Here is a 25,790-nt window from a genome sequence, read left to right on the forward strand (position 1 = left end):
ATTCGTGAAGGGTAACGTGTGCCGGAGGTTAGTTGCTGGTGAGGCCATCCTCTTCCATCGAGTTTTCGGAGTTGTCCTCCTCGACGCCGAGGATCAGGTCGTCAAGCTTGAAGACGTCCGGGTTGACCTTGGCGATCCGCTTGGCGCCCAGGAAGCGCGACCGGTAGTAGGAGGTGTTCAGGGAGGAGATCACTACCCTGCGGTCGCGCGAGGAAGCGTGGATCATCTTGTTGTTGCCGAGGTAGATGCCGACGTGGGAAGGATAGGAGGCGTAGGTCGCGAAGAAGATCAGGTCCCCCCTCTGCAGATCGCCCGGCGCCACGGCGTTCCCGACTTCGAACTGCTCACGCGCGGTACGGGGCAGGGAGACTTCCAGCTCCTTGAACACGTGCTGCACGAAGCTGGAACAGTCGATACCGGAACGCGAGCTCCCGCCGAAGCGGTAGCGGGTCCCAAGGAAGCCGTAGGCGGATTTCTTGAGCTCCTTGATGCTGTCAGCCTTGAGCTCGGTGCTCTTGGAGAGGTCGACCTGGCGTTCCGGCTCGAGCGAGGCGAGTTCCTGAATGCTCTGCTCGTAGTCCTTCTCGTTGAAAAGATCGGGGTGGCGCAGCTGCAGCTTCTTGGTGACCTTCACCTTCGGCTCGTCCGCGGGCTCGCTCTCCTTCAGTACCAGCACCTTTCCCGCCTTGACCCTGCTGCTGCTAAGGCTGTTCAGCCTCTTCAGCTCGGCAACCGAAACGCCGGTCTTCTTGGCGATGCGGGAAAGGGTCTCACTCTTTTTAACCTTGTACACCTTGGCGGCGGCCGACGCGCTCTTCCCCTCGGATACCGAACGGGGCGGGATGACCAGGAGCACGCGCGGCTTCACGCTGTTGCCGACCAGGTTGTTGGCGGCCTTCAGCTCTTCGACGGTGACGTTATATTTTTTGGCGAGTGAGTATAAGGTTTCGTGCTTTTTGACACGATGGGTCTTTGCGGCGAAGGCGAGCGAAGGTATGGAGAGCATGACGATGCACAGGGTAAAGAGCTTCAGGCTTTTTATCATGAGTCCTCCTTCATTGTTTTAGAAAAAAAAGCGGGTGCGTCGATTTATATAACAAAAGACACGCCATGTCAACGTTAATGACCTTTCCTGGCCTTGCTCCGAAGAGCAAACCCTTTGTTTTCGAAACCTTAGCGTTTGCGGGCGGAAGGCTTCGGTTGTTTCTTTTCCACGGTCACCCGCACCAGGGAGCGGTCTAGGTTCACCACCACCACGCCGGGGGGGAGCCGAATCAGGTCCTTGCTGATCTGGATGTTGTTGTTCCCCTCCTTTGCCTTGGACAGGTCCAGGTCCACCACGATGTCGAGATTCTTCGGCGACCCCACCAGGTTGGAGAAGGACTTGAGCTGCAGATCCACCTCGTCCGGGTAGCTGCGGGTCAGGGTGAGGCTGTCGGGGAGGTTGTGGAAGGTAACCGGCGCTGTGACCGTCAGGATCTCGCCCTGGCGATAGGTGATCAAAAGCCAGCTCACCACGACCACGCAGAAGATGGCGACCTTGGGCCAGAAGTTGGAGAAGAGCCGCTTGAAGATCCCCACGCGCTGCTCCTCGCGGGATAACGGCTGCAGCAGGGAGGTGAGCCGCTCGTGCAGTTGCGCCTGCGACGCCATCACCTCCAGCTCCCCCTGCAGGGAGAGGGAGACCTCGCCCCGCTCCTCGGAAACCACCACGATAACCGCATCGGAGCGCTCGGAAAGGCCGAGTGCGGCGCGGTGGCGGGTACCCAGGTGCTGCGGCACCTCGGCACTTACCGACAGCGGGAGATGACAGGAGGCGAGGGCGACCCGGCCGTCCTTCACCAGCACCGCTCCGTCGTGCAGCGGAGAGCCGGGCATGAAGATACTGGTGACCAGGGAACCGCTCACCAGCGAGTCCATGGGGACCCCGTGCAGGATCAGGTCGTCCAGGAGCTCCGCGCGTTGGAAAACGACCAGTGCTCCGATGCGCTGCGAGGCGAGCGAGAAGACCGTGGCCGAGAACTCCAAGAGGTCGACCCGTACCACGCTCTCCTGGTGCTCGAACAGGTTGCGCAAAAGGCTCAGGCGGTACAGCGCCTGCCGGATCTCCGACTGGAATACCACGATCAGCAGGACCAGGAGCACGGTCCCCAGCTCCTGCAGGATCCAGCTGGTCATGAAGAGCCCAAGCCCCTTGGTGACGAAGTAAATCACCCCGAGGAACAACAGTCCTAACACGACCTGGAGTGCCTTGGAATTCTTGAACCAGCTGTAGAGCTGGTAGAGCAGGAAGGTCATGATCAGGATATCGGCGATATCCTGGGGCCTGATTTGCGGGAACAACGGTGGCCTCCTTGGGGGACGGCGCTGGCGGGGAGCCTTAGGCGGACGGCGTTAAAACAGGGGGGGCCGCTTTTTGCTGGCAAGCCGTGGCGCTTTGTGCTAAAAATCAAGCCTTGCAAAAGGGCTTCCCGCGTGGGGAAGCGGTCAAAATTTATAGCATTTCGGGCGCCAAAAAGGTAGGAAAATATGTACGCATTATCGGAAAAGGGTGAGCGCATCCGCGCCATGTTCGGGAGCATAGCTCCGCGCTACGATCTTTTGAACAGGCTCCTGTCGCTCGGGATCGATCGCCGCTGGCGTCGTTTCGCAGTGGGGAAGATCGGTCTGCGCGGTCCGGGGCTCGTGCTGGATGTGGCTACCGGCACCGGCGACGTCGCCCTGGAGATAGCGGCCCAGACCCCGACTTCCGTGAACATCGTCGGCATCGACTTCACCCCGGAGATGATCGAACTGGGACGCGTCAAGGTACAGGAGTCGCGTCACGCCGGCCGCATCACGCTCGAGGTCGCCCCCTGCGAGGATATCCCGTACCAAGACGGCAGCTTCGACGCCGCCACCATCTCCTTCGGCATCAGGAACGTCGTGGACCGGATCAAGGGGCTAACCGAGATGCGCCGCGTGCTCAAGAACGGCGGCAAGATCGTGATCCTCGAATTTTCCACGCCGACCATGCCCGTATTCAAGGACATCTACCACTTCTACTTCCTGAAGGTGCTCCCCAAGATCGGCGGCGCCTTCTCCCGGTTCAGCGCCTACCAGTACCTTCCCGACTCGGTCCTTGAGTTTCCCTCCCGCGAAGTGTTCAAGGGGATGATGGAGCAGGTTGGTTTCAAGGACGTTCACCACTTCGATCTCACCGGCGGCATCGCCACCGTCTACGTCGGAACCAAGTAGAAACAGGTTGAGGTTAAGGTTGAGAAAAAGGCTGTGGCTTGCGACCACAGCCTTTCTTTTTGCCCGGGCTCAAGCGACACGGTCGGCCTACTAGACTTCCTCAACCTCAACCTTGACCTCAACCTGCTTCTGAAACATGACCCGCGCTACCGGCATCTCCGGCGCGTCGACGTCTTCCTCCAGGAGCAGTATCCTACCGGCATACCCCGCGAAGATCCGTCCCAACTCACCTGGTTGCAGCAGGAAATCCTTGCGATGCTCTCCCGGCACCCCCGGCGCGTCCAGAATGGTCTCCATGAGCAGCACCCCTCCCGGGACAAGCACCTCCACCAGCGAGGGGATCAGGTCCCGCATAAGGAAGTTGAAGTTAAGGATCAGGTCGTACCCCCCTTGCGGCCGCCAGCTCTCCAGGTCAGCCTCTATGAACTCCGCGGCGACACCGACCTCGGCCGCCCGCCTTCTGGCGCGCTCCAGCCCCCGCGGCGAGATGTCCACCCCGGTCGCATCGAAGCCGTGCTGCGCCAGGTAGATGCTGTTGCGCCCCTCACCGCAGGCCAGGTCGAGAGCCCGCCTCCCCGGAACCAGGAACAGGATGCGCTCCAGCGAATCGGCCAGCAGACGCGAGGGGGCCAGCGAAAAAAAATGTTCCGGACCGCTGTAGCGCTGGTCCCATTTGACACGATCGGACTCCATCCTCCATCCCCCCCCTGCCGTTCTCCGAGTCGAGCCCCCAAAATCCGCATTTTCGGAACGATTGTCAAGCCTTTCCACTCCCGCCGGCAGTCACCGGCGCCACCGCGTCCACCCCGCTCACGCGCAGCGACATTTTCTGTCGCGCGCATGTGGTTTCCTGTAGAAAAACAGGAGGTGCACCATGATCTACCTAACCAACGATGCGCTGGACCAGGCGGTTTACTTCGAGATGCGGGGCAAGGAGGCCCTGCGCACCGGGAAATCCTTCCAGCAGGTCTACCACGGGCTCCTGGGCAACGGCGTGCACGAAGTGGAGGTTACCCTGAAAAAGAGAAGGGGCTCCGTGGAAGTGGCCTTCGGCGACAGCGCCCTGTTCTGCTTCGTAGAAGAGGACGCCCTGCGCCGGATGCTGGAAGGGATGATGAAAGGGAAGACCGTGCACTGAGCGCCGGATCCCCCCCCGCTTGACTTCGACCTCACGGGCGGTAGCATTAGCGAATGCTAATTATTGCCGATCCCTCGGGGTTCACATGCAGACAGCCGCTTCCCGGCGCGCTGTCCCCCCTCGGGCCAAAATCCTATGGCTAACGCGGCCTTGCCACTTGCGGCAACGCTTGTAGCGGCCGAATATAAGCAGGATCGGCAGGGGGACACCAATGAGAAAATGGTTGTGGTGCGTTCTGCTCCTCAGCGCCCTCCCGGGGCTGCGCGGCGTGTGTCATGGGGCCGGCTTCAAGGTCAGCGAGCAGGGAGCCAAGGCGATGGGCATGGGCAACGCCTTCGCCGCCCAGGCCGATGACCCGAGCGCCCTGTACTTCAACCCGGCCGGCATAGCCTTTCTGCCGGGCATCCAGGTGAACCTCGGGGCGTTGGGGATCATGGTGCCCCAGACCGAGTTCCAGGGGACCACGCCCCTGTCCGGCACTCCGCCCCTGGCCACCGGCACCGCCGTAGTCACGGAACGCTCCCGGCGCGACGTCGTCATCGCCCCCAACTTCTACGCGAGTTACACGCTGGAAGGCCTCCCCCTCTCCTTCGGCCTCGGCATTAACGCGATCTATCCCTTGTCCAAGTCCTGGGACGACTCCAGCGTCTTCCGCAACCAGGTCCAGATCGCCTCGATCAAACCGATCAACTTCCAGCCCACCGTCGCCTACCGTTTCGACGCCTTGAACCTCGGGGTCGCCGCCGGGATCGACATAACCTACGCGCAGGTATCGCTGCAAAGATCGCTCTATTCGCCGGCCATCGACCCCACCGCACCTGTGCCCCCTTTCGGCGCCTACGAGTTGGGCTCGCTGGGGCTGGACGGCACCGCAACCGACCTCGGGTACAACCTCGGGTTCCTCTGGAAGCCGCGCCGCGCCCTGAGCTTCGGCCTCGCCTACCGCAGCAAAATCACCCTCGACATCCGCGGTGAAGCCAACTTCCTGGCCACCACGCCGACCGGGTTGGGCGCCATCGTATTGGCCGATTCCGCCCTTTTCCCCTACACCAGGGCTCGCGCCAGCAGCGACGCCTCGACCAGCATCACCCTTCCCGACACCCTTGACCTCGCGGTCGCCTGGCGGCCGACGGAACGGCTCACCCTGGAATTCGACGCCACCCGCACCGGATGGAGCAGTTTCGAACGGCTGGAGTTCCACTTCGACTCCCCCGAATTCGCCTCCTTCAACCACCAGCCCGAACTCCGGAACTGGCGTGACGTGTGGAGCTACAAGTTCGGGGGGCAGTATGAGGTCAATCCACGGCTTGCCCTGCGCGCAGGCTACTCCTTCGACGATTCCCCCGTCCCCGACCACACCGTGGACCCGCTGCTCCCCGACGCGGACCGACACAGTTTCTCGGTGGGCGCCGGCATCGCCAACACGCTGGGGACCCTCGACCTCGCCTACATGTGGGTGCACTTCGTGGATCGCACGGTGCACAACCAGGACATGGCTACCCTGCGCGGCGCCAACGGCGTCTTCAGGAGCGACGCCTATCTACTGGCAGCGAACCTGAACCTGAAGTTCTGACCCCCATCCGGCAGCGGAGGATACCACATGACCCAGCACCTGCAACGCCTGTTAGGAACACTGCTGTTCCTCCTCACCCTGGCCGGTTGCGGCTCTGACTCGGGGGTGAGCCAGTCGATCAGCCCCAATACGGCCCTTTTCGATCCCACGACCAGCGAGATCCCCCTCCCCAACGTGCTGGCAACTGCGACGGCGCGGGACCCGATCACCCAGTACACCGACCCTGCCACCGGAGCCGTGGGCATGAGGCCGGCGAACCGCCCCATGAACCCGTTGGAGGCGCTCGCCTACGTGAACCGTTACGAAGTCGGCGGGACCAACGCGGTAGCCGGCGTCAACGCCCCCATTTACCTCCGCTTCGCCCGGCCGCTGCAGCCCGTCACGGTGAACGCGGACAACATCAAGGTGTTCCGGATCGGAGCCGACAGCGCGGCGCCCGCTGCGACCGAGAACAACCCGCTCAGCTTCAGCGACGTGACCGGCAATTTCAGCTTCAGCTACGCCCCCGGACGCAGCGACGTCTCTCTCTTCCCCAGGTTCCCCCTCCAGCCCGGCAGCCGCTACCTCTACCTGGTGACCGACCGGGTCAAGGACGCGGCCACCGGCGGTTCCGTGAGCAGTTCGGTCTACTTCTCGGCGTTGAAGTCCGGGCTCCCCCTGCGAGGCCCTTTCGAGCCGCTCGAGCGGATCAGGGGCAACACCGTCGACGGCAGCGGCAACGTGCTCTTCTCCGGCTACGCCAAGGTCATGAACGACCTGACCGCGTCCCCGGCCGTCACCAGCGTGGCGAGCCGCAGCCAGATCGTCCTTTTGGGGCGCTTCAACACGACGGCGGCGGGTTTCGTGGCTGCCGATCCGGCCGCCCCGGTCGGGAGCCTGGTGCCGGTGGAGAGCGCGCTGCGCGCCTTCGCCGCCGGCAGCGACCTTCCCGGCGGCCTGACAGGCAAGAGCTGGCTCGGCGCGGGTCTTAACATCGCCACCGTCACCGGCACCCTGGCACCGGCAACGTATTGGAGCGCGGTTCTCGCCGGGACCGGCATCCCCGCCTCGGCACCGGCCAGCGTGGGCGCCGTGATCACCGGGAGCTTCGCCAGCGCGGACATCTCCATGAACCCGGTCGTGGCGCGCAGCAACCCGGCGATGAACCAGAACCTCGCCTTCGGCAGTTACAGCGCGGCGAGCGCCGTGCTGCTCCCCTTCCGCGACCCGGGCACCGGCAAGCTCACCGGGTTTTACTACACCGATCGCCAAGTCCCCTTCGTGTACTTCGCCCCCTCCGGCACCCCTCCCGCAGGGGGATGGCCGCTGGCCATCTACCAGCACGCCATCAACGGCAGCAAGGAGCAGGCGATCGCCGTGGCCGGCACGCTCACCGCCGCGGGGTACGCGGTGGTCGCCATCGATCTCCCGCTGCACGGCGAGCTCGCCCTGCCGGGTCACCTCACCGGCACCGACTGGGGCGAAGACTTCATCGCCCTGGGGGCGCCGCTTGCCGCCCGGACCAACGTCCAGCAGGCCGCCTTCAACCTGGACCGGCTGGAACTGGTGCTTGCCACCCCGTCCTTCAACCCCGCCTTAGCGGCGATGGGGTTCGCCGCCTTGGGTGGAAACGCGCCGAACCCGGCCCTGAAGCCCAAGTTCGTCGGCGTGAGCCTCGGAGCCATCGTGGGAGCCTACTACCTGGCCGGCAACACCACCCTCTCCCCGGCGCCGGGCACCCCTCCCTATACCCAGGCCACCCTCGACGCTGACATGAAGGGGCTCTTGAGCGTCCCCGGCGCGCGCATCGCCTATCTTTTGCAGGACAGCGTCGCTTTCGGCCCCAGCATCGACGCCGGACTGGCGCAGGAGGGTATCGCGGCGGGTACCCCGCTCTACAACAAGTTCTTCCAGCTCACCCAGTCGGTGTTCGACCCGGTCGACCCCGCCACCATGACCACGCCGCTGCCTGATCTGCGCACCGGGAGCACGCTCCCATCCAGGCTCTCCGGCCGGGTGTTGATCCAGGAGGCGACCAGCACGGCTTTCGACGCCGGCGGGCGCCCGACCAACGGCGACCTCGTCATTCCCGACTGGAGCACCCGTTACCTGGGTAACGCCCTTGGTGGGCGCGGCGTGCTGGGGACACCGGAAGCCCTCGCGGTGGCGCCCGGTTTCGACCAGGTGAGCTACCTCTCCGGCCGGGTGCCCGTCCCCTTCATGATGACCCGCTCCGACGGCACCATGATCCCGAAGGTCGAGCCGGCCGCCGGCGATGTCGCGGCGAGCGGACCGCGCGAGGGTTACTTCCAGTTCGACCAGCCGGACGTGAGCCATGGCTTTTTGATCGACCCGGTCACCTCACCGCAGAGTTTCCTGTTGGGCCAGAGGCAGATGAGCTACTTCGTTCGCACCGGGCTGGTGATCGATCCGACCTTCGTCTCTGCGGCGCTGCCCAAGCCGGTTCGCGCCCCGCCGCCCCTGCCTCCCTACCGGGTGATTCCCCCGCCGCTGTCGCGGCTCTTCGCCCAGCCGTCCTGATCCAGGGCCGGGCCCCGCCGTCTCTGGCGGGGCCCGCCACCCTTCCGGCACCGCGCACGCACCGCAGCCCCCTCCCCCAATACCTTTGCAGACACTCCCCGAGTAAACTTAGCTCTCGACAAAATTGGCCTTTTGCAATATATTCCGCGAATCGTGTATACATTTTTTACCGTGCCGTCCGCACGGTTACGAATACCAGTCACCATCAATCCCACGCAAAGGAGAACAGAACCGATGGCAACTCCAGAGTTCAAGTACCAGGAAGCTTTCCCGCTCGGGCCGGACACCACCAAGTACCGCCTCATCCCGGACTCCCAGCAGTACGTTTCGGTCGCCAACTTCGAAGGGCAGGAGGTGCTCAAGGTAGCTCCGGAGGCCCTTGCCGTAGTGGCCAACGCCGCCATGAAGGACCTCTCCTTCCTGCTCCGCCCTGAGCACAACGAGATGGTCGCCAAGATCCTGACCGATCCGGAAGCCTCCCAGAACGACAAGGGTGTTGCCCTCGCCTTCCTGAGAAACGCTGAGGTGGCGGCCAACTTCGAACTCCCCATCTGCCAGGACACCGGCACCGCCATCGTCATGGGCAAGAAGGGTCAGCAGGTCTGGACCGGCGCCAACGACGAGGAGTACCTCTCCAAGGGGGTCTACCGTACCTACACCGAGGAGAACCTGCGCTACTCCCAGACCGTCGCCTTGGACATGTACAAGGAGACCAACACCGGGACCAACCTCCCGGCCCAGATCGATCTGTACGCCACCAAGGGTGCCGAGTACAAGTTCCTGTTCATGGCCAAGGGTGGCGGCTCCGCCAACAAGACCTACCTGTACCAGGAGACCAAGGCGCTCCTCAACCCGGACAGCCTGATCAAGTTCCTCGTGGCCAAGATGAAGACGCTCGGCACCGCCGCCTGCCCGCCGTACCACCTCGCCTTCGCCATCGGCGGCACCAGCGCCGAGGCTTGCCTCAAAACCGTTAAGCTCGCCAGCGCCAAGTACCTCGACGCGCTCCCGACCAGCGGCAACGAGCACGGCCAGGCCTTCCGCGACCTCGCCCTCGAAGCGGAGCTCCTGAAGGCGGCCCAGGAGTCCGGCATCGGCGCCCAGTTCGGCGGCAAGTACTTCGCCCACGACGTGCGGATCATCCGCCTGCCGCGTCACGGCGCCTCCTGCCCGGTCGGCATGGGCGTTTCCTGCTCCGCGGACCGCAACATCAAGGCCAAGATCAACAAGGAAGGGATCTGGGTCGAGCAGATGGACGAGAACCCGGGGCGCCTCATCCCCGAGCGTTTCCGCGGCAAGCACGAACACGGCGTCAGGATCAACCTGAACCAGCCTATGAAGGACATCCTGGCCGAGCTCTCCAAGCACCCGGTCTCGACCCCGCTGCTCCTCTCCGGCACCATCGTGGTCGGCCGCGACATCGCCCACGCCAAGTTCAAGGAGATCCTCGACTCCGGCAAGCCGCTTCCGGAGTACCTGAAGAACCACCCGATCTACTACGCGGGTCCGGCCAAGACTCCGAAAGGAAAGCCCTCCGGCTCCTTCGGCCCCACCACCGCCGGCCGCATGGACTCCTACGTCGATCTGCTCCAGGCCAACGGCGGCTCCATGGTCATGATCGCCAAGGGTAACCGCTCGCAGCAGGTAACCGACGCCTGCAAGAAGCACGGCGGCTTCTACCTCGGCTCCATCGGCGGCCCGGCCGCGATCCTCGCCGAGGAGAACATCAAGAAGGTGGAGTGCATCGACTTCCCCGAACTGGGGATGGAAGCGGTCTGGAAGATCGAGGTTGAGGACTTCCCGGCGTTCATCCTGGTGGACGACAAGGGGAACGACTTCTTCAAGCAATTGGGAATTTAGTTGCAGAAGTGAGGGGGGCGAATGATTATTCGCCCCTGCAGAATCATCGTTGGATGGAAGAAAGCCCCCGTGCCGTCATGGCAGCGGGGGCTTTCTTTTGGTTTCTTCTAGTCCCTAGTCCCTGTAGTTGCCCTAGTCAGCTACATGTAAACCATGACCCGGAAGTGGAGCTTCCCATCCATGGTGGTGAAGGGGATGGTGACCCCCTTACATTGCACGCTCATGCTCCCGTCCATGGTGGACTGTTCGGGGGGATCGGTCATCGGCCGCAGCCGTCCGGAGAGAACCAGGGGAAGTCCCAGGGCCACGCTGCCGTACTGCTCGTGGTACTTGGTCTTGAAGACCCCGGCAATGTTGTTGGCCACCTCGCCGACCGCGTCGCTGATCGCCTCGTCGTCAGCCTCGTCCAGCATCAGGAGGTCCTTGGCGATCTGTTCCGCCGGCCCCTTCTCGGTCGCGAAGATGATGTAGCCGACCCGGTCTCCCGCCACCCCCACGATCCCCACCACGTCGCTTTGTAGCGGGTTGATCTTTTTCTCCACCTTGCCCGCGTATATGTCGGTATTCATGTAGCTCTTGAAGGTATCCTGGGTCGCCGACATGATGGTGAACATGATCTCTTCGAACGTTATGCTGTTGCTCAAGGCACCCCCCTTTGCGCAATTGAGAGTCGATAATTGACTACGATTTTCCTGCCTTCACTACTTCTTCGTCACTTTCGCCCATACCTTTAGAACGCAATTGCCGCCGTCCTTGCCAGGGCGTTGACTCCCTCTTGCCCGTGGAGCTATAGCCATGAACGGGCAGCCTCCACGGTTCCCGCTGTCCATCCATTGCCCGTTGCCTCTAGAGGAACTGTGCCGGGTTATCGGTACAGACGATTCCCTCCAGGGCATCCAGCAACCGCTCGTTGAAGGAGCCCTTCATCTCCTGCTTCATGATCAGCAGGGCTATTGCCGAGGAGAGTGCCTTGCGGCAGGAGCGGTCTATGGTCAGGGTGCAGTAGACATCGCAGATGGCGGCCACCTGGGCGCTGCGCGAAATCTCAGGCCCCTTCAGCCCCTGCGGGTAGCCGTTGCCATTGTTGCGCTCGTGGTGGCAACGCACCACCCCCAGCGAGATGTCGGAGAGCTTGGTGTGTTTCTTCAGGTACTGGTACCCCTCTTCGGGGTGCCTGCGGTACTCCTCCAGCTCACTCGGGGTAAGCTTCCCCTCCTTGCTGAGGATGGTAGGGGAGACGAAGACCTTGCCGAAGTCGTGCAGCAAGGTCCCGATGCCGACGTCGAGCATCTCGTCATGGGAAAGAAGGTAGGCCTCCGAATGCAGCAGCACGGACAGGGCGGTCACCTGCAGGCTGTGCACGAAGGTGTAGTAGTTGTGGGTCATCACGCTTTCCAGCGACTGGAATGAGTCCCGGTCGCTGGACAGGTACTGCAGGAGGTTCTTGACCATCCTCTGGCTGCGGGAGAAGTCGGAAACCTTCTCGGGGTGTTCGAAGATGTCCCCCACGAAGTTTATGGAGGTCTGGTAGATGATCTTCCCCTTGATCTTTGCCTGCAGCGTGTCGTCATTGAGTACACGCTCGGCGTTGCTCTCCATGTAGGCGGTGATCACCTCGAGATCGGCCGGGCTCACGAATAGGAATTCGACCTTGTTCTCCATCAGGCGCGCGGCATCCTGGTTGGAGAAATTCCGGCCATGACTCTTGTAAAGGATGTACTTGTCGCCGCTTTTTATGTAAAGGGCGACATCCGGGAAGACATCCGCCTGGATGCTTTCTATGCTGACGGGTACGTAGAGCTCCCCCATGGCTACCTCCGCATGGAACTCGTGCGGCGTATGGATGAAACGCGCCGCACAAGATCCTTATCGGCAGCAAAGGGGCGACCTTGAGTCTCGCCGGCCGCTTTCTCACCAAAAAACAGTTAGATCCCGGTCAACTCATCGATCTTCAGTTCCAGATCGTCGCCGTTTACCCGCACCACCTTGCCGCTCTCCTCCTCGGTGCGGATCACCCCCTCGTCGATCCATACCTGCAGACGCTCCATCTCCACGCCGAATTTCTCGCACGCCTCGGCCAGGGTGTACCAGCTCTTGGATACCAGCATGATCGTCCCTCCTTCGCTTCGGTCCCACCCGGAGCTGAGGCGCTTGCGTTGAAAAGAGAGCAGCCGCCTCGGTTTTAATGACAGTTTCACCGTTGGATGGTACCGCTTAAGCCTACCATGTCAAGCCGGGGCATGGCGTAGCACCTCAAAACGATTAGGATTTTAGGCAGCGCTATTTTTTCCCTTTTCTTTGCGGGAATTATGCCGATAAGGAGACCGTGGCTACTTAATGAGTAGCTGGGAGAGAGCGCATGCAAAATAAGGAACTACAGCGCGAGACGGTGCTATTCGTGGACGACGAGAAGAGCTACCTGGCGTACACCAGCGAGCTCTTCGAGAACAGGGGACTCACGGTTCTCACCGCGTCTTCCGCTATGGAGGCGCTGCAGATCGTCGAGCACCAGTCGGTCGCAGTGGTCGTTTCGGACAACGAGATGCCCGGGATGCGTGGCATCGAGCTACTGTCGCGCATCAAGGAGATTTCGCCCCACACCGTCAAGATCATGATGACCGGCAGCGCCGACCTTTCCACGACGCTGGCCGCCATCAACAGCGGCGAGGTGTTTCGTTTCGTCCTGAAGCCCTGGAAGAAGGCCGAGATGCTGCGTGCCGTCAAGGACGGCATCCGCCGCTACCGCGTGCTGCAGGCCATCAAGCGGGAGGACGAGTTCATCCTGCACTCGCTGGCGCAGACCATCGAGCTCAAGGACGCCTGTACAAAGGGACATTGCGACCGGGTCGCCACCTTGGCCCTCCGGCTCGCGGCGAAGCTGGGGGTCCCGGAGGATGTCCAGCAGGAGATCAGGTACGGGAGCTGGCTGCACGATTGCGGCAAGATCGGCGTCCCGGAGGCGATCCTCAACGCCGAGCGAGCGCTGACTCCGGAAGAATTCAAGATCGTCATGAAGCACCCTGAGTGGGGATGCGAAGTGGTCAGAAAGGCGAACCTCTCCAAGACGGTCCAGAACATCGTGCTTTACCACCACGAGCGCTTCGACGGCAAGGGATACCCTTACGGGCTGGAAGGCAGCAAGATCCCCATAGAGGCCCAGATCGTCGCGACGGCGGACATCTGCGATGCGCTCACCATGGACCGCCCCTACCGCAAGGGGTTCAACCGTGAAGAGGTCATGTGGACCATGAAGGGGATGAGCGGCTGCAATATCGATCCAAAACTGGTGCAGGTCCTGTTCTTCCTGCTGGCAGAGGACGAACCGACTGAGATGTGAACCGGAACCTTTGGCCACGGAGAAAATCTGAGAACTTCTGAGTAAGGCAACAGCCGCTTTGGTTATCCCTGAAGCGTTCGCCTCTCTCCGATTTGCTCAGATGTTATCCGCGGCCAAAATATTGAACAAAAAAAGGGAGCATCGACGATGCTCCCCCCTTACCGACGGCTGATCCAGCCCGTTATTTCTTCTTGCGTACCTCGTCGAGCGCCTTCTCGAAGCGGGGCTGGTCAAAGCCCTTCAGCACCTTGGCGTCCTCCCCTATCACGATCACCGGAACCCCCTGGCTCTTGTACTTGCCGGTGACCAGTCCCATGGCGGCACTGTCCAACTCGACATCCCTGTTGATGAAGGGGATGTTGTTCCTGGTGAAGTATTCCTTTGCAGCCCGGCAATGGGGGCACCAGGAGGTGGAGAAAAGCACGATCTTCGGGTATTTGGTCTGCACGCTGCGGCTTCCGAGCGGGCTCTGCGGGAGTTGCTCGGCGCCGGCCCCGGCAGCCGGGGCCAGCAGGGATACGGCCAGGATTGCAGTCAGCAGGATGCGCATGTTCACTCCCCCTTTGCTTCTTTTTTGGCGGGTCCCGCTACCTTGAGTTGGCGCCGGACCAGTTTGAAACTCAGTGTCTTCGGGTTGCCGGGACGGTGCACCAGGACTAGGACCGAGGTCCCGGCGCGACCGCGCAACCGCCGCTCGACGATGAACTTGAAGTCGCTGCCGGCGGTCGGGGTGCCGTCAACCTGGGTGATGATATCACCGGCCTTGATCCCGGCCAGATGGGCCGGTCCACCGGCAACCAATTGCCGCACCACGATGGTGCCGTCTGCCCTGGGGACCCCGTCGATGCCGACTCCGCCGAAAACGGCGGCAGCCTGGCTGCGGGCCGGAAGGAGCAACAGGGCGAAGAGCAAAATGGCGCAAAGGGTCTTGATCATGGCCAGTGAAGTTATACGAGAGCCACCCCGGCTGTCAACTATGCTTTTGCCGAGCCCACCCCTGTATGCTATAAGTGATGCATTAAAATCCACCAGTGGAGTTGTTCACATGACTGCTAGAACCAAGGTGAAACAGGCGCTGGACCAAGGCAAACCAGGCAACACCATTCTCGTCAAGGGGTGGGCGCGCACGATCAGAAACAGCAAGGAGGTGACCTTCATCTCCCTGAACGACGGGTCGTGCCTCTCCGGAATACAGGTGGTTGCGGAGCCCGACCTCCCCAACTACGAGGAGGTTACCGGGATCGGCACCGGCAGTGCCCTTGCCGTCACCGGACTGTTGCAGGAGTCGCCGGCGGCAGGGCAGAAACTGGAGCTGAAGGCGCAGCAGATAGAGGTGGTCGGCGGGGCGGACCAGGAATACCCGATGCAGAAGAAGCGGCACAGCTTCGAGTACCTGCGTACCATCGCCCATCTCAGGGTGCGCAGCAACACCTTCGGTGCGGTGTTCCGGGTGCGCTCGGCCCTGGCCCAGGAGGTGCACCGCTTCTTCGCCGAACGCGGATTTCTCTACGTGCACACCCCGATCATCACGGCCAACGACTGCGAGGGCGCCGGGGAACTGTTCCGGGTCACCACGCTCGACCTCGCCCACCCGCCGCTCGTAAACGGAGAGATCGACTTTTCCAGGGACTTCTTCGCCACCGGTACCGGGCTCACCGTGAGCGGGCAGCTCGAAGGCGAGCTCTTCGCCCAGGCCTTCTCCGACATCTACACCTTCGGGCCGACCTTCCGGGCCGAAAACTCCAACACGGCACGCCATGCAGCCGAGTTCTGGATGATCGAACCGGAGATGGCCTTTGCCGACCTCGCCGACGACGCCGACCTGGCCGAGGCCTTTTTCAAGAGGCTGTGCCGCTTCGCGCTGGACCACTGCGGCGAAGACATGAATTTCTTCAACACCCAGATAGACAAGGGGCTGATCCAGAGGATCGAGGCGGTGGCGCAGGCCTCCTTCGCCAGGATGGACTACGGCGAAGCGATCGAGCGGCTCAAGAAGGCGCCGGTATCGTTCCAGTTCCCCGTGGAGTGGGGGCTCGACCTGCAGTCCGAGCACGAGCGCTACTTGACCGAACAGGTGGTGGGGGGTCCCGTCTTCATCCTCAATTACCCAAAGGAGATCAAGGCCTTCTACATGCGGCAGAACGATGACGGCAAGACCGTCGCCGCCATGGACCTGCTGGTCCCGAAGGTAGGCGAGATCATCGGCGGGAGTCAGCGCGAGGAGCGCCTGGAACTGCTGGAGCGGCGCATGCTGGAGACGGGGATCTCGTCGGAAGCCCTTTCGTGGTACCTCGACACCCGTCGCTGGGGTTCCACGCCGCACGCGGGCTTCGGGCTCGGCTTCGAGCGGCTGATCATGTACCTGACCGGGATGGAGAACATCAGGGACGTGATCCCCTTCCCCAGGACGCCGAGGCACGCGGAGTTCTAGGAACAGACTGAGATTAAGATTAAGACTGAGAGGAAACCCAAAACAAAAAAAAGGAGAGGCAAGGGCCATGGGTGCCTTGCCTCTCTTCGTTTTCTCAATCTAAATCTTAGTCTTAATCTCAGTCTTAATCTTAGTCTAAATCTTAGTCTTAATCTGCCTTTTGCGCCGCCTGCGGCCAGTAGCTCCCGCCGGTCAGCACTGCCTTAATCTTGCCGATCTTCACCTTGGTCGACACCATCACCGGTATCTTGAGCGCGTCATCGGTGAGCCATACCTTGACCTCACCGGTGCGCGCGAAGAACCCGTCTGCCTTCATCAGAGGCTGCACCACGATGGTCTTGAAGTGTCCCACCGGCGTATCGATCTCCTCCCGTTTGAGCACCTTCACCTCGGTATTCCAGAGTTTCTTGCAGTCGTAGATGTCGACGAAGAGGGAGCGACCGGGGACGAGGTCGAGGGTGCGGACGTAATAGACGATGGAAAGGGGATCGTAGGTGGTCGCGCTGATGTCATCGACGCGCTGGGTCTTGTGCAGGAGGTCCTTCGACTCCACCTTGAGCTTCTGCTGGTCGAACCTCGCCTCCTTGAGGCGGCGGTGATTTCCCTCGCTGATCTTGTTCCGGAAGTACCTCGGAAAGCCGAAGCGGTCGCCACTGCCGCGCACGACCACGGACTCGGCCCGGTCTTCGACCCTGAAGAAGGTGTCCAGCCACGGCGTGGAGCGGGTGGTGGTGACGATGTGAAGTTCGTTCCCCTTGGTGCTGAGCTCCTGTACCGTGACCCCCGCCTTGATCCCGGTCCAACTGACGTCGTAGACCAGCCTTTCGTTGGGGTTCATCGCGCGGGCGGGGAGAGCGGAGACTATGAGAACTGCGAAAAAGGACAATATGGCTGAAATTTTCATGTCCACAGATTAGCCCCTGGCGACATTTTTTTTCAAGGGAAAAAGCTTAGGGATTACCTAATGTTAGACATTTCACACGCGCGATACTGTCGGAATCGGGGAAGTTGACGGGAGAAGTCGTCGTAGGGCGAGGGGATGGGGGGGATGGGGCGAATGATTATTCGCCCCTACGCCCCGCTGCTCTTGGTGATCATGATCACCCCGACCGCGACCAGAACGGTCCCCGCCCAGCGCAGCGGGCTCACCACCTCGTGCAGGAAGTACTGGGACAGGAAGGCAACCAGGATGTAGTTCAAGGCCTGCATCGGCAGGGCCACCGACAGGTCCTCCCAGGAGAGAACGGCGAGCCAGAGGAAAAAGAAGACGGCGAGCATGGCGGTGCCGAACACCAGCTTCGGCGTGGTGAGAGCCTGCACGGCGACCCTCATGATCCCCCTCAGGTTCATGGTGGATATGTCTCCCAACTCCTTCATGCCGCTGGCCAGCAGCAGGTCCCCTATGGTCCCCGCCGTGACCGCCGCCAGCATGACCACTACGGTCTTAAACATACGTCTTTTCCTCTCCGCGGTAGTTTCTCAGTCTGATGCCGGCTCGGGCCAGCTTCTCCCTCACGCGCGGGCTGGTCAGTGCCGCCAGTTCCGCCTCGTGCTGATAGTCGGGCATGCGGCGCTTGAGCGTCGCACAGGGGTGGCAGCCGGGGTGGAAGTAGATCTCGGTGGTTCCCTCTCCCAACGCGTCCAGCACCCGCAAGAGGTACTCCTCCGTCATCTGCCCGGAGTTCAACAGTCCCTTCACCTCACCTGCGTAGCTGATGCCCAGCCGTTCCAACCGGGGACGGCAGCGGTCGGCCAAGCGGGCGAAGATGAAGGCGTCGGCACATTTCCCCGCCAGCCTCTTCCGGTCCAGCGCCAGGTTCGCCGTGAGGTTCTCCCTGGTGAGGCGAAAGCTCTTGATGCCGTAGCCGGGCATCAGCTCGCAGAGGATGTCGAACACCACCGGATGCATGTGGATGTTGAGGTGACCGTCGACGTGGGAAAGCTCCACACCCGCGTCCCGGCACTTCGCCAGTTGCGCATCGATCTCCAGCCGGAGCTTCTTCCTGAGTCCCTTCAGAAAGAAATAACGCATCCCCGCCAGCACCGGGTCGTCGGTGAACTCTCCGCCCGCGTCCGTCAATGCGGGCAATCCCCCCTGCGGCAGGACCGCGCTCCCCTGCACCAGGGTGAGGTGCAGCCCCACCTGAAGGCCGGGGTTCGCGCGCGCAAAGGCCGCCGCCTCCTCGAAGGCGTCTCCTCCCACCATGAGGGAGGTGCTGGTGAGGAGCCCCTCCTGCCAGGCCTTGATGATGCCGCGGTTCGCCCCGGCGCTCAGGCCGAAGTCGTCGGCGTTGAGAATAATCTCTTTCATATCGGCTCGGTGACTCCTCCCCCCGAAGGGGAGGGAGGAGCGACTAGCAGGCGGCCTGCTTGCGCTTTCTCATGTAGCTCAGGTACTGCGCCCCTTCCTTCAGAAGCTTGCGGCGCACCTGGGAGTCGACCAGCATGCTGAAGATGCTGCGCGCTATGTAGCGGGGACGGAAGTAGAACTTGTTGTAGAACAGCTCCACCGCGTCGAAGATCTCCTGGTTGGTGAGATCGGGGTAGTTGATGACGCACTTCTGGTGCCCGGTCTCGTCGAGGAAGCTGTCGGAGGCGATCCAGCCGTTCTCCTTGGCCATCTGGTAGAACTCGGTGCCGGGGTACGGGGAGGCCAGCGAGACCTGGATCGAGGTGAGGTCGAGGTCGATGGCGTAGGCGATGGTTTCCTTGATGGTCTCGCGGGTCTCGCCGGGAAGCCCCAGCACGAAGGCGCCGTGCACCGTGATGCCGAGTTTCTTGCAGTTCCTGGTGAACTCGATCGCCTGTGCCTTGGTGACCCCCTTCTTGATGTTCTTGAGGATCTGCTCGTTGCCCGACTCGTAGCCGACCACGACGTGGTGCATCCCGGCGTCACGCAACTCCTTCAGGGTCTCGTAGTCGCAGTTGGCGCGGGCGTTGATCACCCAGGAGACGTTCAGGGGCTTGATGAGCCTGGCAATGGCGATGGCGTGCTGCTTGTCCGCGGTGAAGGTGTCGTCATCGAAGGAGATGTCCTTCACGTAGGGGAGGTTCTCCTTGATCCACTTCACCTCTTCGTACACGTTCTGCGGACTTCTCTTTCTCAGGGTCCGCCCGGAGAAGGTCTGCGGCCAGAGGCAGTAGATGCAGCGCGACGGGCAGCCGCGGCTGGCGTAGATGGAAACGTAGGGATGCCTGAAATGCGGGATCACGTACTCTTCGATGGGAAGGTCGCGCTGATAGATCTGGCTGGCGAAGGGGAGGACGTCGAGGTCGGCGATGGGGGCGCGGTCCTTGGTGTGGACTACCGTCCCCTCTCTGAGAAAGCTGATGCCGTCCACCTCTTCCCACGGTTTCCCCTCACAGAGCTCCTTCGTGGAGTAGTCGAACTCGCCGCGGCAGACGATGTCGACCGCGCCGGCAGCGAAACGGAGGCTTTCCTCGGGGAGGATGCTGACGTGCGGACCGGTGAGCACCGTAACCGTGCCCGGTTTCTGCGCCTTGACCCGGCGCGCGGTCTCCACGTCGATGGCCAGCGTCGGGGTGGAGGTGTACATCACCACCATGTCGTAATCTTTGGCTATCTCAAGACAGGCATCGAGGTCCAGACGCTGCACGGGTGCGTCGACGACGCGCGACCCTTCGATCATCCCCGCCGGGTAGGTGAGCCAGCCGGGGAACCAGAAGGAGGTCACCTCGCGCGAGGCCTGGTAACGCGCACCGGCACCTCCGTCAAAATCCTCAAAGGTCGGCGGGTTCAAAAACAACGGCTTCATATAACCCCTCCAGATTAATAGCGTCACACAAAAAAAGAAGCCCTGACTATAAGACGGCGGCCCCCCTTTTGTCAAGGCGAACCGGGGCCAACTCCGGTAAAGCGTTGCGGTGGCGGCTCCCCTCTGATAAAGTGGCCGGTCGAAAGGGAGAAGCGCAATGACCAAGGAAAACAGAAACCTGGGTGTGGTAGCCGCCATGCCCCAGGAGATCGCGCCGGTGCTGGCGCGCATAAAGGGTTACGCCAAGGGGAACATCGACGGGCGCAACCTGTACCGGTTCCCCGTGAACGGCAGCTGCGTCTATCTCATCGAGTCGGGGATGGGCCCCGCCCAGGCGGCGGCGGCGACGAGGGCGCTGATCAGGCACGCACAGCCGGACGCCATCCTCAATTTCGGCTTCGGCGGCGCGGTCCTTCCCGGCCTGGAAGTCGGCGAACTTGTGCTGGCGGACAGGGTCTTCCGTCTGGACCAGGGCATCATCGGCGAACTGCCGCAGCCCGACTCCGCACTCGCGGCCCTCATCCAGGACTACTGCGCCAAGGTGGGGCTGCAGTTGCGGCGCGGTGGGTTCATCACCGCCTGCGGGATCAGGAACAAGGGCGAGATGGCCAGCCGGCTCGGGGGGAGCACCGCTCTTCCCCTGCTAGAGATGGAGACGGCGGCGGTACTCGAACAGGCACAGGCTGCGGGGATACCGTTGGTGTCGGTCCGGGGTGTGAGCGACGCGGCCGACGAGGAGCTCGGCTTTACCATCGAGGAGTTCTGCGACGCCAACCTGAACCTCAACCCGTGGCGGGTGGCGTGGACCATTTCCAAAAGACCTTGGCTGATTCCGCAACTGGTCAGGCTGGCGGGGAACTCACGCAGGGCGGGGAAGCGGCTGGCGCTGGCCGTCGAGCTCGCGCTGCAGGCGCTGACGCGGCAGACCTAGCTTTAGTCGAAGCTCTCGGAGAAACGGGCGGCGATCTCCCCCTTCAGGTAGGCGTCCGCCTCGGCCGCGGTGCAAAAGCTCAGGGCCTTCAGGGCCACCTCGCGCGCCTCCTGCACGGTGCAGCGACGCAGGATCTTCTTCACCCGCGGGATGGAGACCGCGTTCATGGACAACTCGTCGTAACCAAGCCCCAGGAGGATCGGAAGGTACTCCGGGTCCCCCGCCATCTCGCCGCAGATGCAGGCGTCGATCCCCGCCGCGTGGGCGGCATCGACGATGGTCTTCAGCGAGCGGAGCACCGCCGGGTGCAGCGGCTGGAACAGCGCGGAGAGGTGCTCGTTGGTGCGGTCGATGGCCAGCGTGTACTGGATCAGGTCGTTGGTGCCGACGCTGAAGAAGTCGACCTCCGCCGCCAGGAGGTCGGCTATGACCACGGCGGAAGGGATCTCGATCATGATGCCGACCTGCACCTTCTCGTCGAAGGGGTGCTTCCCGCGCAGTTCCTCCTTCACCTCCTCCAGAAGGGCCTTGGCGGCACGCACCTCGGCCACCCCCGACACCATGGGGAAGAAGAGCTTCACCTCGCCGAAGGCGCTCGCCCTCAGGATGGCCCGCAACTGGGCCTTGAATGCCTCGGGCTGGCGCAGCGAAAGGCGAATCGCCCGCACCCCCAGCGCCGGGTTCATCTCGTCGGAGAGGTCGAGGTCGGTGAGGCACTTGTCACCGCCGATGTCCAGGGTCCTGATGGTCACCGGCTGCGGCGCCATTTTCTTCACCAGCGCCGAGTAGGCCTCGAACTGCTCCTCTTCGTCCGGCAGCGTGCTGCGGTTGAAAAAGAGCATCTCGGTGCGGTACAGCCCGATCCCCTCGCCGCCGTGCTTGTGCACCGAGGCGACCTCCTCGATGAACTCCACGTTCCCCTTGAGACGCATCCGATGCCCGTCCAGGGTCTGGGCCGGCAGGTCCCGCAGCTTCAGCAGTTCCCGCTCCACGTACTCGTAGCGCTGCTTCTTCTGCAGGTACTCCTTGAACTCCTCCGCCCCCGGGTTGACGATGACGACGCCGGTGGAGCCGTCGATGATCAGGGTGTCCCCTTCGCTGACCTCGGCGGTCGCCCGCTCCAGCCCCACCACCGCGGGAACCTCGAAGGCCCGGGCCAGGATGGAGGAGTGGGAGGTCTTCCCCCCCAGGTCGGTGATGAAGCCCATCACCTTGGCCTTGTCGATCTGCAGGATGTCGGCCGGGGAGAGGTCGTGGGCCACCACGATCACCTTTCCCTCGATGTTGTCGAGGGGCTCCAGCTTTTGCCCCACCATGTGCCTCAGCACGCGTTCGACCACGGTCTCCACGTCGCCGCCGCGCTCGCGCAGGTACTCGTCGTCCACGCCTTCGAAGAAGGCCTTGAAGCGCCCGAGGGTCCTTTTCAAGGCCCCCTCGGCGTTGATCCCAAGCCGTTCGATGTACTGCGTGGTCTCGCCGACCAGCATGGTGTCGTCCAGCAGCATGAGGTGGGCGTCGATGACGCAGAGGTGCTCGGGGCCGTGGGTGCTGGACAACTGCTCCTTCAGGTCGTAGAGCTCCCCCTTGGCCCGCTCGATGGCCCTCGTGAAGCGATCGAGTTCCCCCGGGATCTCCTCGTTGGCCACCAGCACCTCGGTGACCGCGACGCGGCGCCGGTCGGTGATGCGCACCTGCCCGATGGCGATCCCGGAAGAGGCACCGATCCCCTTCAGCTGTCTCGACTCACTCTTCTCCGAATCCATTCCGGATCAGCTCCCCGATGGCGGCGTAGGCCTCGACCTCGTCCGCCCCCTCGACCTTGAGGGTGATGGTGCTCCCCTTGGCGGCGGCCAGCATCATGATCCCCATGATGCTTTTGCCGTTCACCTCGATCCCCTCCCGCTCGATTCTGATCTCGGAGGAGAAACCGCTCGAGGTCTTCACCAAGAGCGCGCTGGCCCTGGCGTGCAGCCCCAGCTTGTTCGGTATTACGAATTGGCCTTCTATCATATCGTGCACCCCCCTGTCCGCGGCAAGGACCGCGGCGGGCGAATCCTCCTCTGTCTTTACTTCTTCAGGAAATCCCCGGCTACCGTGATACCCTCCTGGGCGCTCTCCTTGAGCTTCAGGGCCAGTTCACTGACGCTGCAGCGGTTGCGCTCCTGGGTGAAACGGATCAGCATCGGGAGGTTGACCCCGGTCAGCACCTCGACCTTCCCTTCCTGCAAAAACGAGATGCTCATGTTGGAGGGGGTGCCGCCGAACATGTCGGTCATGATGATGGCCCCGTCGCCGGAGACCCGGGACACCGCGTCCTTGATGGCGGCCATGACGTCGGCAGCGGACGCGTCGTGCGCGATCCCCACCGCCTCGGCGAGTTCCAATTTCCCCACTATCATCTCCGCCGCGGTCAAAAGCTCACTGGCCACGCCGGCGTGTGCTACCAAAAGCAGTCCTATCATCCCAGCCCCTTCTCTATATCTCTGTGAGAAATTTTAATGTTCACGTTCCGTTGCCGGAAGTAGTGGTACAGCTCTTCTGCGATGGCCACCGAGCGGTGCCTGCCGCCGGTGCAGCCGATGGAAACGGAGAGGTAGGACTTCCCCTCCCTCCGGTACCCGGGCAGCAGGAACTCCAGCATGTCCCGGAAACGTTCCAGGAACACCATGGTTTCCTTCTGCTTCAAAACGTAGTCACGCACCCCCGGCTCCAGGCCGGAATAGGGGCGCAGCTCGGCCACGAAGTACGGGTTGGGGAGAAAGCGCACGTCCATGACCAGGTCGCTCTCCAGGGGGAGCCCGTAGCGGAAGCCGAAGGACTGCAGGTTCACCTGCATCTCCAGGGCCCCCTCGCCCCCCTTGACCAGCCCGATCACCACCTCCTTCAGGCGGTGCACGTTCATCTCCGAGGTGTCGATGATCGCGGTGGCGATGCGCCGCAGCCCAGCCAGCTGGTCGCGCTCGAAGCGGATCCCCTCGGGGACGCTCGCCCCCTCCAGCGCCGGGTGGCGGCGGCGGGTCTCGGAGAAGCGCCGGATCAGGACCTCGTCGGTGGCGTCGAAGTAGAAGATCTTGACGCTGTGCCCGGCCGAGGCGATGGACTGGAAGACCTGGTCGTACCCCTTGATGAAGTCGCGGCTCCTGATGTCCATCACCAGTGCCACGTCCTTGATGTCCTCGCGGGAGTGCTCCACAAGCTCGATGAAAGTGCTCACCAGGGAGACCGGGAGGTTATCCAGGCAGAAGAACCCCTCGTCCTCCAGCGCCTTCACCGCCGTCGATTTCCCCGATCCGGAGAGGCCGGTTATGATGACGATGCGCATGCTATTCCACCTCGTTGCCCAGGGGGCGGAACTCCAGGCGGGCCAGGAGCTTCTCGTGGAACTCGCGGGCCGAGTGGTACCCCATCCCCTTCAAGAGGAAGTTCCTCGCGGCGACCTCGATGATGGAGGTCAGGTTCCGGCCCGGACGGACCGGGATCTTCAGGTGCGGCAGGTCGACACCCAGGATGGTCTTCACCGGCTCGTCGATACCCAGCCGCTCGTACTCCTGGTTCGCGTCCCACTCCATGAGTTCCAGCACCATGTCGATGATCTTCTTCTCGCGGATCGAGGAGACCCCGTACAGGTCCTTGATGTTGATGATCCCAAGCCCGCGGATCTCCATGTGGTACTGGATGGTCTCCCCCGCCTGCCCCACGAGGGCTGCCGGCATCTTCTTCTTTATGTGGATCACGTCGTCGGCCACCAGCCGGTGCCCGCGGATCACCAGGTCCAGGGCGCACTCGCTCTTGCCGATGCCGCTCTTGCCCAAAAGCAGCACGCCCACCCCCAGGACGTCGACCAGCACGCCGTGGATGTGGGTGGAGGGGAGCAGGCTCTCTTCGAGGAACTTGGTGATCAGGCTGATGAAGGTGGAGGACTGGTGGTGGGTCACCAGCAGCGGGATGCCGGCGGCCTGGGCGGAACGCTTCAGGAACTCGGGGGGGTCCAGCCCCTTGGTGACGATGAAGCAGGCGATAGGATAGCTGCAGAGCTTCTCGATGTGCCGGGAGCCGACCTCTTCGGGGATCTGGCTCAGGTAGGAGATCTCGGTGTTGCCAAGTACCTGGACCCGGTCCGGATGCAGGTGCTCCGTGTAGCCGGTGAGGGCCAGGCCCGGCTTTTGGATGCGGGAGCTGTAGAGCCGATTGCTAAGGCCCTCGTCACCGCACAGAAGCTGGAGGTCGAGGCCGTAAGCCTTGTCTTCCAACAGATCCTTGATGCTGAGGCTCATGCTTGTCAATGCTTCGACCTTTCCCCCGTGCACGCGAACAGCCCCAGAAGGGGCCGTTATCACGATGGGAGGCGCCACGGGGACGCCTCCCATCCGCTCCTCGACCCGGAGTCTTACGCTCCGGACCGTTCTTTCAGTTCAAAAAGAGCGCTACGGGTTCTCCGGGGAGATCAGGCCGTAGTTGCCGTCTTTCCTGCGATACACCACGTTGATGGTCTCGGTGGAGGACTCGGTGTAGACCAGGAAGTCCTTGTGCAAAAGTTCCATCTGCATCACCGCCTCTTCGACGGACATCGGTTTCATGGTGAAGCTCTTGGTCTTGATGATGACCGGGGCCTGGGTCCCTTCTTCGATCCCCTGGGCCTGCACGATCGCCTTCTGCACCTGGCGCTCGCGCGCGTCGGAAGCCGGTTTGTGGGCCTTGATACGCTCCTTGAAGCGGCGCAGCTGGCGCTCGATCTTGTCGGATACAGCATCGATGGAGGCGTACATGTCGTTGGTCTCTTCCGCGGCCTTGATGGTGATCCCCTTGGCGTTGATGGTCACCTCGGCCATGTGACGGATCTTCTCAACGGTCAAAAATACCTGGACGACAATCGGCTCGTCTATATATTTCTTAACCCGGTCCAGCTTCTCCTCTGCGTAGCTCTTCAGCGCTTCGCTCGGTTCCATGTGCCTGAAAGTCGTGGTTATCTGCATACGAAGTACCTCCC

General features: G+C 62.4%; 26 protein-coding genes. 8 read left to right on the forward strand and 18 right to left on the reverse strand.

The window, feature by feature from the left end:
• Nucleotides 1-28: 28 nt before the first annotated feature.
• On the reverse strand, nt 29-1,045 hold the full coding sequence (locus KP003_RS15695; protein WP_216789128.1) for a C40 family peptidase: 1,017 nt from the start codon (nt 1,043-1,045) through the stop codon (nt 29-31).
• Between the two features lie 128 nt (nt 1,046-1,173).
• Nucleotides 1,174-2,343, reverse strand: a complete 1,170-nt coding sequence (cdaA, locus tag KP003_RS15700; protein WP_216500004.1) for a diadenylate cyclase CdaA — start codon at nt 2,341-2,343, stop codon at nt 1,174-1,176.
• Between the two features lie 186 nt (nt 2,344-2,529).
• Here cdaA and ubiE point away from each other — a divergent pair, with 186 nt between their 5' ends.
• Nucleotides 2,530-3,237: a bifunctional demethylmenaquinone methyltransferase/2-methoxy-6-polyprenyl-1,4-benzoquinol methylase UbiE gene (gene ubiE / locus KP003_RS15705; RefSeq protein WP_216500003.1), complete on the forward strand. Its 708-nt coding sequence runs from the start codon at nt 2,530-2,532 to the stop codon at nt 3,235-3,237.
• 90 nt (nt 3,238-3,327) lie between these two features.
• On the opposite strand, the gene KP003_RS15710 is transcribed toward ubiE, so the two are convergent.
• Nucleotides 3,328-3,930, reverse strand: a complete 603-nt coding sequence (locus KP003_RS15710) for a class I SAM-dependent methyltransferase (protein ID WP_217299879.1) — start codon at nt 3,928-3,930, stop codon at nt 3,328-3,330.
• Nucleotides 3,931-4,111: 181 nt separating this feature from the next.
• Here KP003_RS15710 and KP003_RS15715 point away from each other — a divergent pair, with 181 nt between their 5' ends.
• The 4 genes from KP003_RS15715 to KP003_RS15730 all read left to right on the forward strand — a co-directional run bounded on the left by KP003_RS15715 (nt 4,112) and on the right by KP003_RS15730 (nt 10,328).
• On the forward strand, nt 4,112-4,375 hold the full coding sequence (locus tag KP003_RS15715; protein ID WP_216500001.1) for a hypothetical protein: 264 nt from the start codon (nt 4,112-4,114) through the stop codon (nt 4,373-4,375).
• Nucleotides 4,376-4,586: 211 nt separating this feature from the next.
• Nucleotides 4,587-5,948 carry an OmpP1/FadL family transporter gene (locus tag KP003_RS15720; RefSeq protein WP_217299880.1) on the forward strand — a complete coding sequence of 454 codons (1,362 nt, stop codon included), beginning with the start codon at nt 4,587-4,589 and terminating at the stop codon, nt 5,946-5,948.
• Between the two features lie 27 nt (nt 5,949-5,975).
• Nucleotides 5,976-8,468 (forward strand): hypothetical protein, encoded by a 2,493-nt coding sequence (locus KP003_RS15725; RefSeq protein WP_217299881.1) that lies wholly within the window; start codon nt 5,976-5,978, stop codon nt 8,466-8,468.
• A gap of 234 nt (nt 8,469-8,702) precedes the next feature.
• Nucleotides 8,703-10,328: a fumarate hydratase gene (locus KP003_RS15730; RefSeq protein WP_216499998.1), complete on the forward strand. Its 1,626-nt coding sequence runs from the start codon at nt 8,703-8,705 to the stop codon at nt 10,326-10,328.
• Nucleotides 10,329-10,468: 140 nt separating this feature from the next.
• On the opposite strand, the gene KP003_RS15735 is transcribed toward KP003_RS15730, so the two are convergent.
• The 3 genes from KP003_RS15735 to KP003_RS15745 all read right to left on the reverse strand — a co-directional run bounded on the left by KP003_RS15735 (nt 10,469) and on the right by KP003_RS15745 (nt 12,436).
• Nucleotides 10,469-10,972 (reverse strand): chemotaxis protein CheX, encoded by a 504-nt coding sequence (locus KP003_RS15735; protein WP_239027559.1) that lies wholly within the window; start codon nt 10,970-10,972, stop codon nt 10,469-10,471.
• Nucleotides 10,973-11,174: 202 nt separating this feature from the next.
• Nucleotides 11,175-12,137, reverse strand: a complete 963-nt coding sequence (locus KP003_RS15740; protein ID WP_216499997.1) for an HD-GYP domain-containing protein — start codon at nt 12,135-12,137, stop codon at nt 11,175-11,177.
• 116 nt (nt 12,138-12,253) lie between these two features.
• Entirely contained in the window at nt 12,254-12,436 is a 183-nt protein-coding gene (locus KP003_RS15745) for a MerR family transcriptional regulator (protein ID WP_216499996.1), read from the reverse strand.
• 251 nt (nt 12,437-12,687) lie between these two features.
• Here KP003_RS15745 and KP003_RS15750 point away from each other — a divergent pair, with 251 nt between their 5' ends.
• The gene (locus KP003_RS15750) at nt 12,688-13,665 is read left to right on the forward strand and encodes an HD domain-containing phosphohydrolase (RefSeq protein ID WP_216499995.1); all 978 of its coding nucleotides are present in this window, start codon (nt 12,688-12,690) and stop codon (nt 13,663-13,665) included.
• Nucleotides 13,666-13,846: 181 nt separating this feature from the next.
• Here KP003_RS15750 and KP003_RS15755 read toward each other — a convergent pair whose 3' ends face one another.
• Both KP003_RS15755 and KP003_RS15760 read right to left on the reverse strand, forming a co-directional pair.
• A complete protein-coding gene (locus KP003_RS15755; protein ID WP_217299882.1) occupies nt 13,847-14,215 on the reverse strand; it encodes a glutaredoxin domain-containing protein in 369 nt (122 codons plus the stop codon).
• 2 nt (nt 14,216-14,217) lie between these two features.
• The gene (locus KP003_RS15760; protein WP_216499993.1) at nt 14,218-14,601 is read right to left on the reverse strand and encodes a S41 family peptidase; all 384 of its coding nucleotides are present in this window, start codon (nt 14,599-14,601) and stop codon (nt 14,218-14,220) included.
• Between the two features lie 109 nt (nt 14,602-14,710).
• Here KP003_RS15760 and asnS point away from each other — a divergent pair, with 109 nt between their 5' ends.
• Nucleotides 14,711-16,096, forward strand: a complete 1,386-nt coding sequence (gene asnS, locus KP003_RS15765) for an asparagine--tRNA ligase (protein ID WP_217299883.1) — start codon at nt 14,711-14,713, stop codon at nt 16,094-16,096.
• 148 nt (nt 16,097-16,244) lie between these two features.
• Here the strand turns inward: asnS and KP003_RS15770 are convergent, their stop codons facing one another.
• The 4 genes from KP003_RS15770 to hpnJ form a co-directional block, all read right to left on the reverse strand.
• Entirely contained in the window at nt 16,245-17,000 is a 756-nt protein-coding gene (locus KP003_RS15770; protein ID WP_216499991.1) for a DUF3108 domain-containing protein, read from the reverse strand.
• Nucleotides 17,001-17,167: 167 nt separating this feature from the next.
• Nucleotides 17,168-17,548, reverse strand: coding sequence for an EamA family transporter (locus KP003_RS15775; protein ID WP_216499990.1), 381 nt, complete (start codon nt 17,546-17,548; stop codon nt 17,168-17,170).
• On the reverse strand, nt 17,541-18,407 hold the full coding sequence (gene hpnK / locus KP003_RS15780) for a hopanoid biosynthesis-associated protein HpnK (RefSeq protein WP_216499989.1): 867 nt from the start codon (nt 18,405-18,407) through the stop codon (nt 17,541-17,543). Before hpnK ends, KP003_RS15775 begins: the two co-directional genes overlap by 8 nt.
• A 43-nt stretch (nt 18,408-18,450) precedes the next feature.
• The gene (gene hpnJ / locus KP003_RS15785) at nt 18,451-19,872 is read right to left on the reverse strand and encodes a hopanoid biosynthesis associated radical SAM protein HpnJ (RefSeq protein ID WP_216499988.1); all 1,422 of its coding nucleotides are present in this window, start codon (nt 19,870-19,872) and stop codon (nt 18,451-18,453) included.
• A gap of 157 nt (nt 19,873-20,029) precedes the next feature.
• Here hpnJ and KP003_RS15790 point away from each other — a divergent pair, with 157 nt between their 5' ends.
• On the forward strand, nt 20,030-20,803 hold the full coding sequence (locus KP003_RS15790; protein ID WP_216499987.1) for a phosphorylase family protein: 774 nt from the start codon (nt 20,030-20,032) through the stop codon (nt 20,801-20,803).
• A gap of 2 nt (nt 20,804-20,805) precedes the next feature.
• Here KP003_RS15790 and ptsP read toward each other — a convergent pair whose 3' ends face one another.
• From ptsP to hpf, 6 genes are all read right to left on the reverse strand, one after another.
• Nucleotides 20,806-22,566, reverse strand: a complete 1,761-nt coding sequence (ptsP, locus tag KP003_RS15795) for a phosphoenolpyruvate--protein phosphotransferase (RefSeq protein ID WP_216499986.1) — start codon at nt 22,564-22,566, stop codon at nt 20,806-20,808.
• On the reverse strand, nt 22,547-22,813 hold the full coding sequence (locus tag KP003_RS15800) for an HPr family phosphocarrier protein (protein ID WP_216499985.1): 267 nt from the start codon (nt 22,811-22,813) through the stop codon (nt 22,547-22,549). Before KP003_RS15800 ends, ptsP begins: the two co-directional genes overlap by 20 nt.
• A 56-nt stretch (nt 22,814-22,869) precedes the next feature.
• On the reverse strand, nt 22,870-23,265 hold the full coding sequence (locus KP003_RS15805) for a PTS sugar transporter subunit IIA (RefSeq protein ID WP_216499984.1): 396 nt from the start codon (nt 23,263-23,265) through the stop codon (nt 22,870-22,872).
• On the reverse strand, nt 23,262-24,125 hold the full coding sequence (rapZ, locus tag KP003_RS15810) for an RNase adapter RapZ (protein WP_216499983.1): 864 nt from the start codon (nt 24,123-24,125) through the stop codon (nt 23,262-23,264). The genes KP003_RS15805 and rapZ overlap by 4 nt, the downstream gene beginning before the upstream one ends.
• A gap of 1 nt (nt 24,126) precedes the next feature.
• Nucleotides 24,127-25,077, reverse strand: a complete 951-nt coding sequence (gene hprK / locus KP003_RS15815; protein WP_216499982.1) for an HPr(Ser) kinase/phosphatase — start codon at nt 25,075-25,077, stop codon at nt 24,127-24,129.
• 150 nt (nt 25,078-25,227) lie between these two features.
• Nucleotides 25,228-25,776: a ribosome hibernation-promoting factor, HPF/YfiA family gene (gene hpf / locus KP003_RS15820; protein WP_183349769.1), complete on the reverse strand. Its 549-nt coding sequence runs from the start codon at nt 25,774-25,776 to the stop codon at nt 25,228-25,230.
• Between the last annotated feature and the right edge of the window lie 14 nt (nt 25,777-25,790).

Source organism: Geomonas diazotrophica, assembly GCF_019063885.1.
In the GTDB taxonomy this organism is placed as follows: Bacteria; Desulfobacterota; Desulfuromonadia; order Geobacterales; family Geobacteraceae; genus Geomonas; species Geomonas diazotrophica.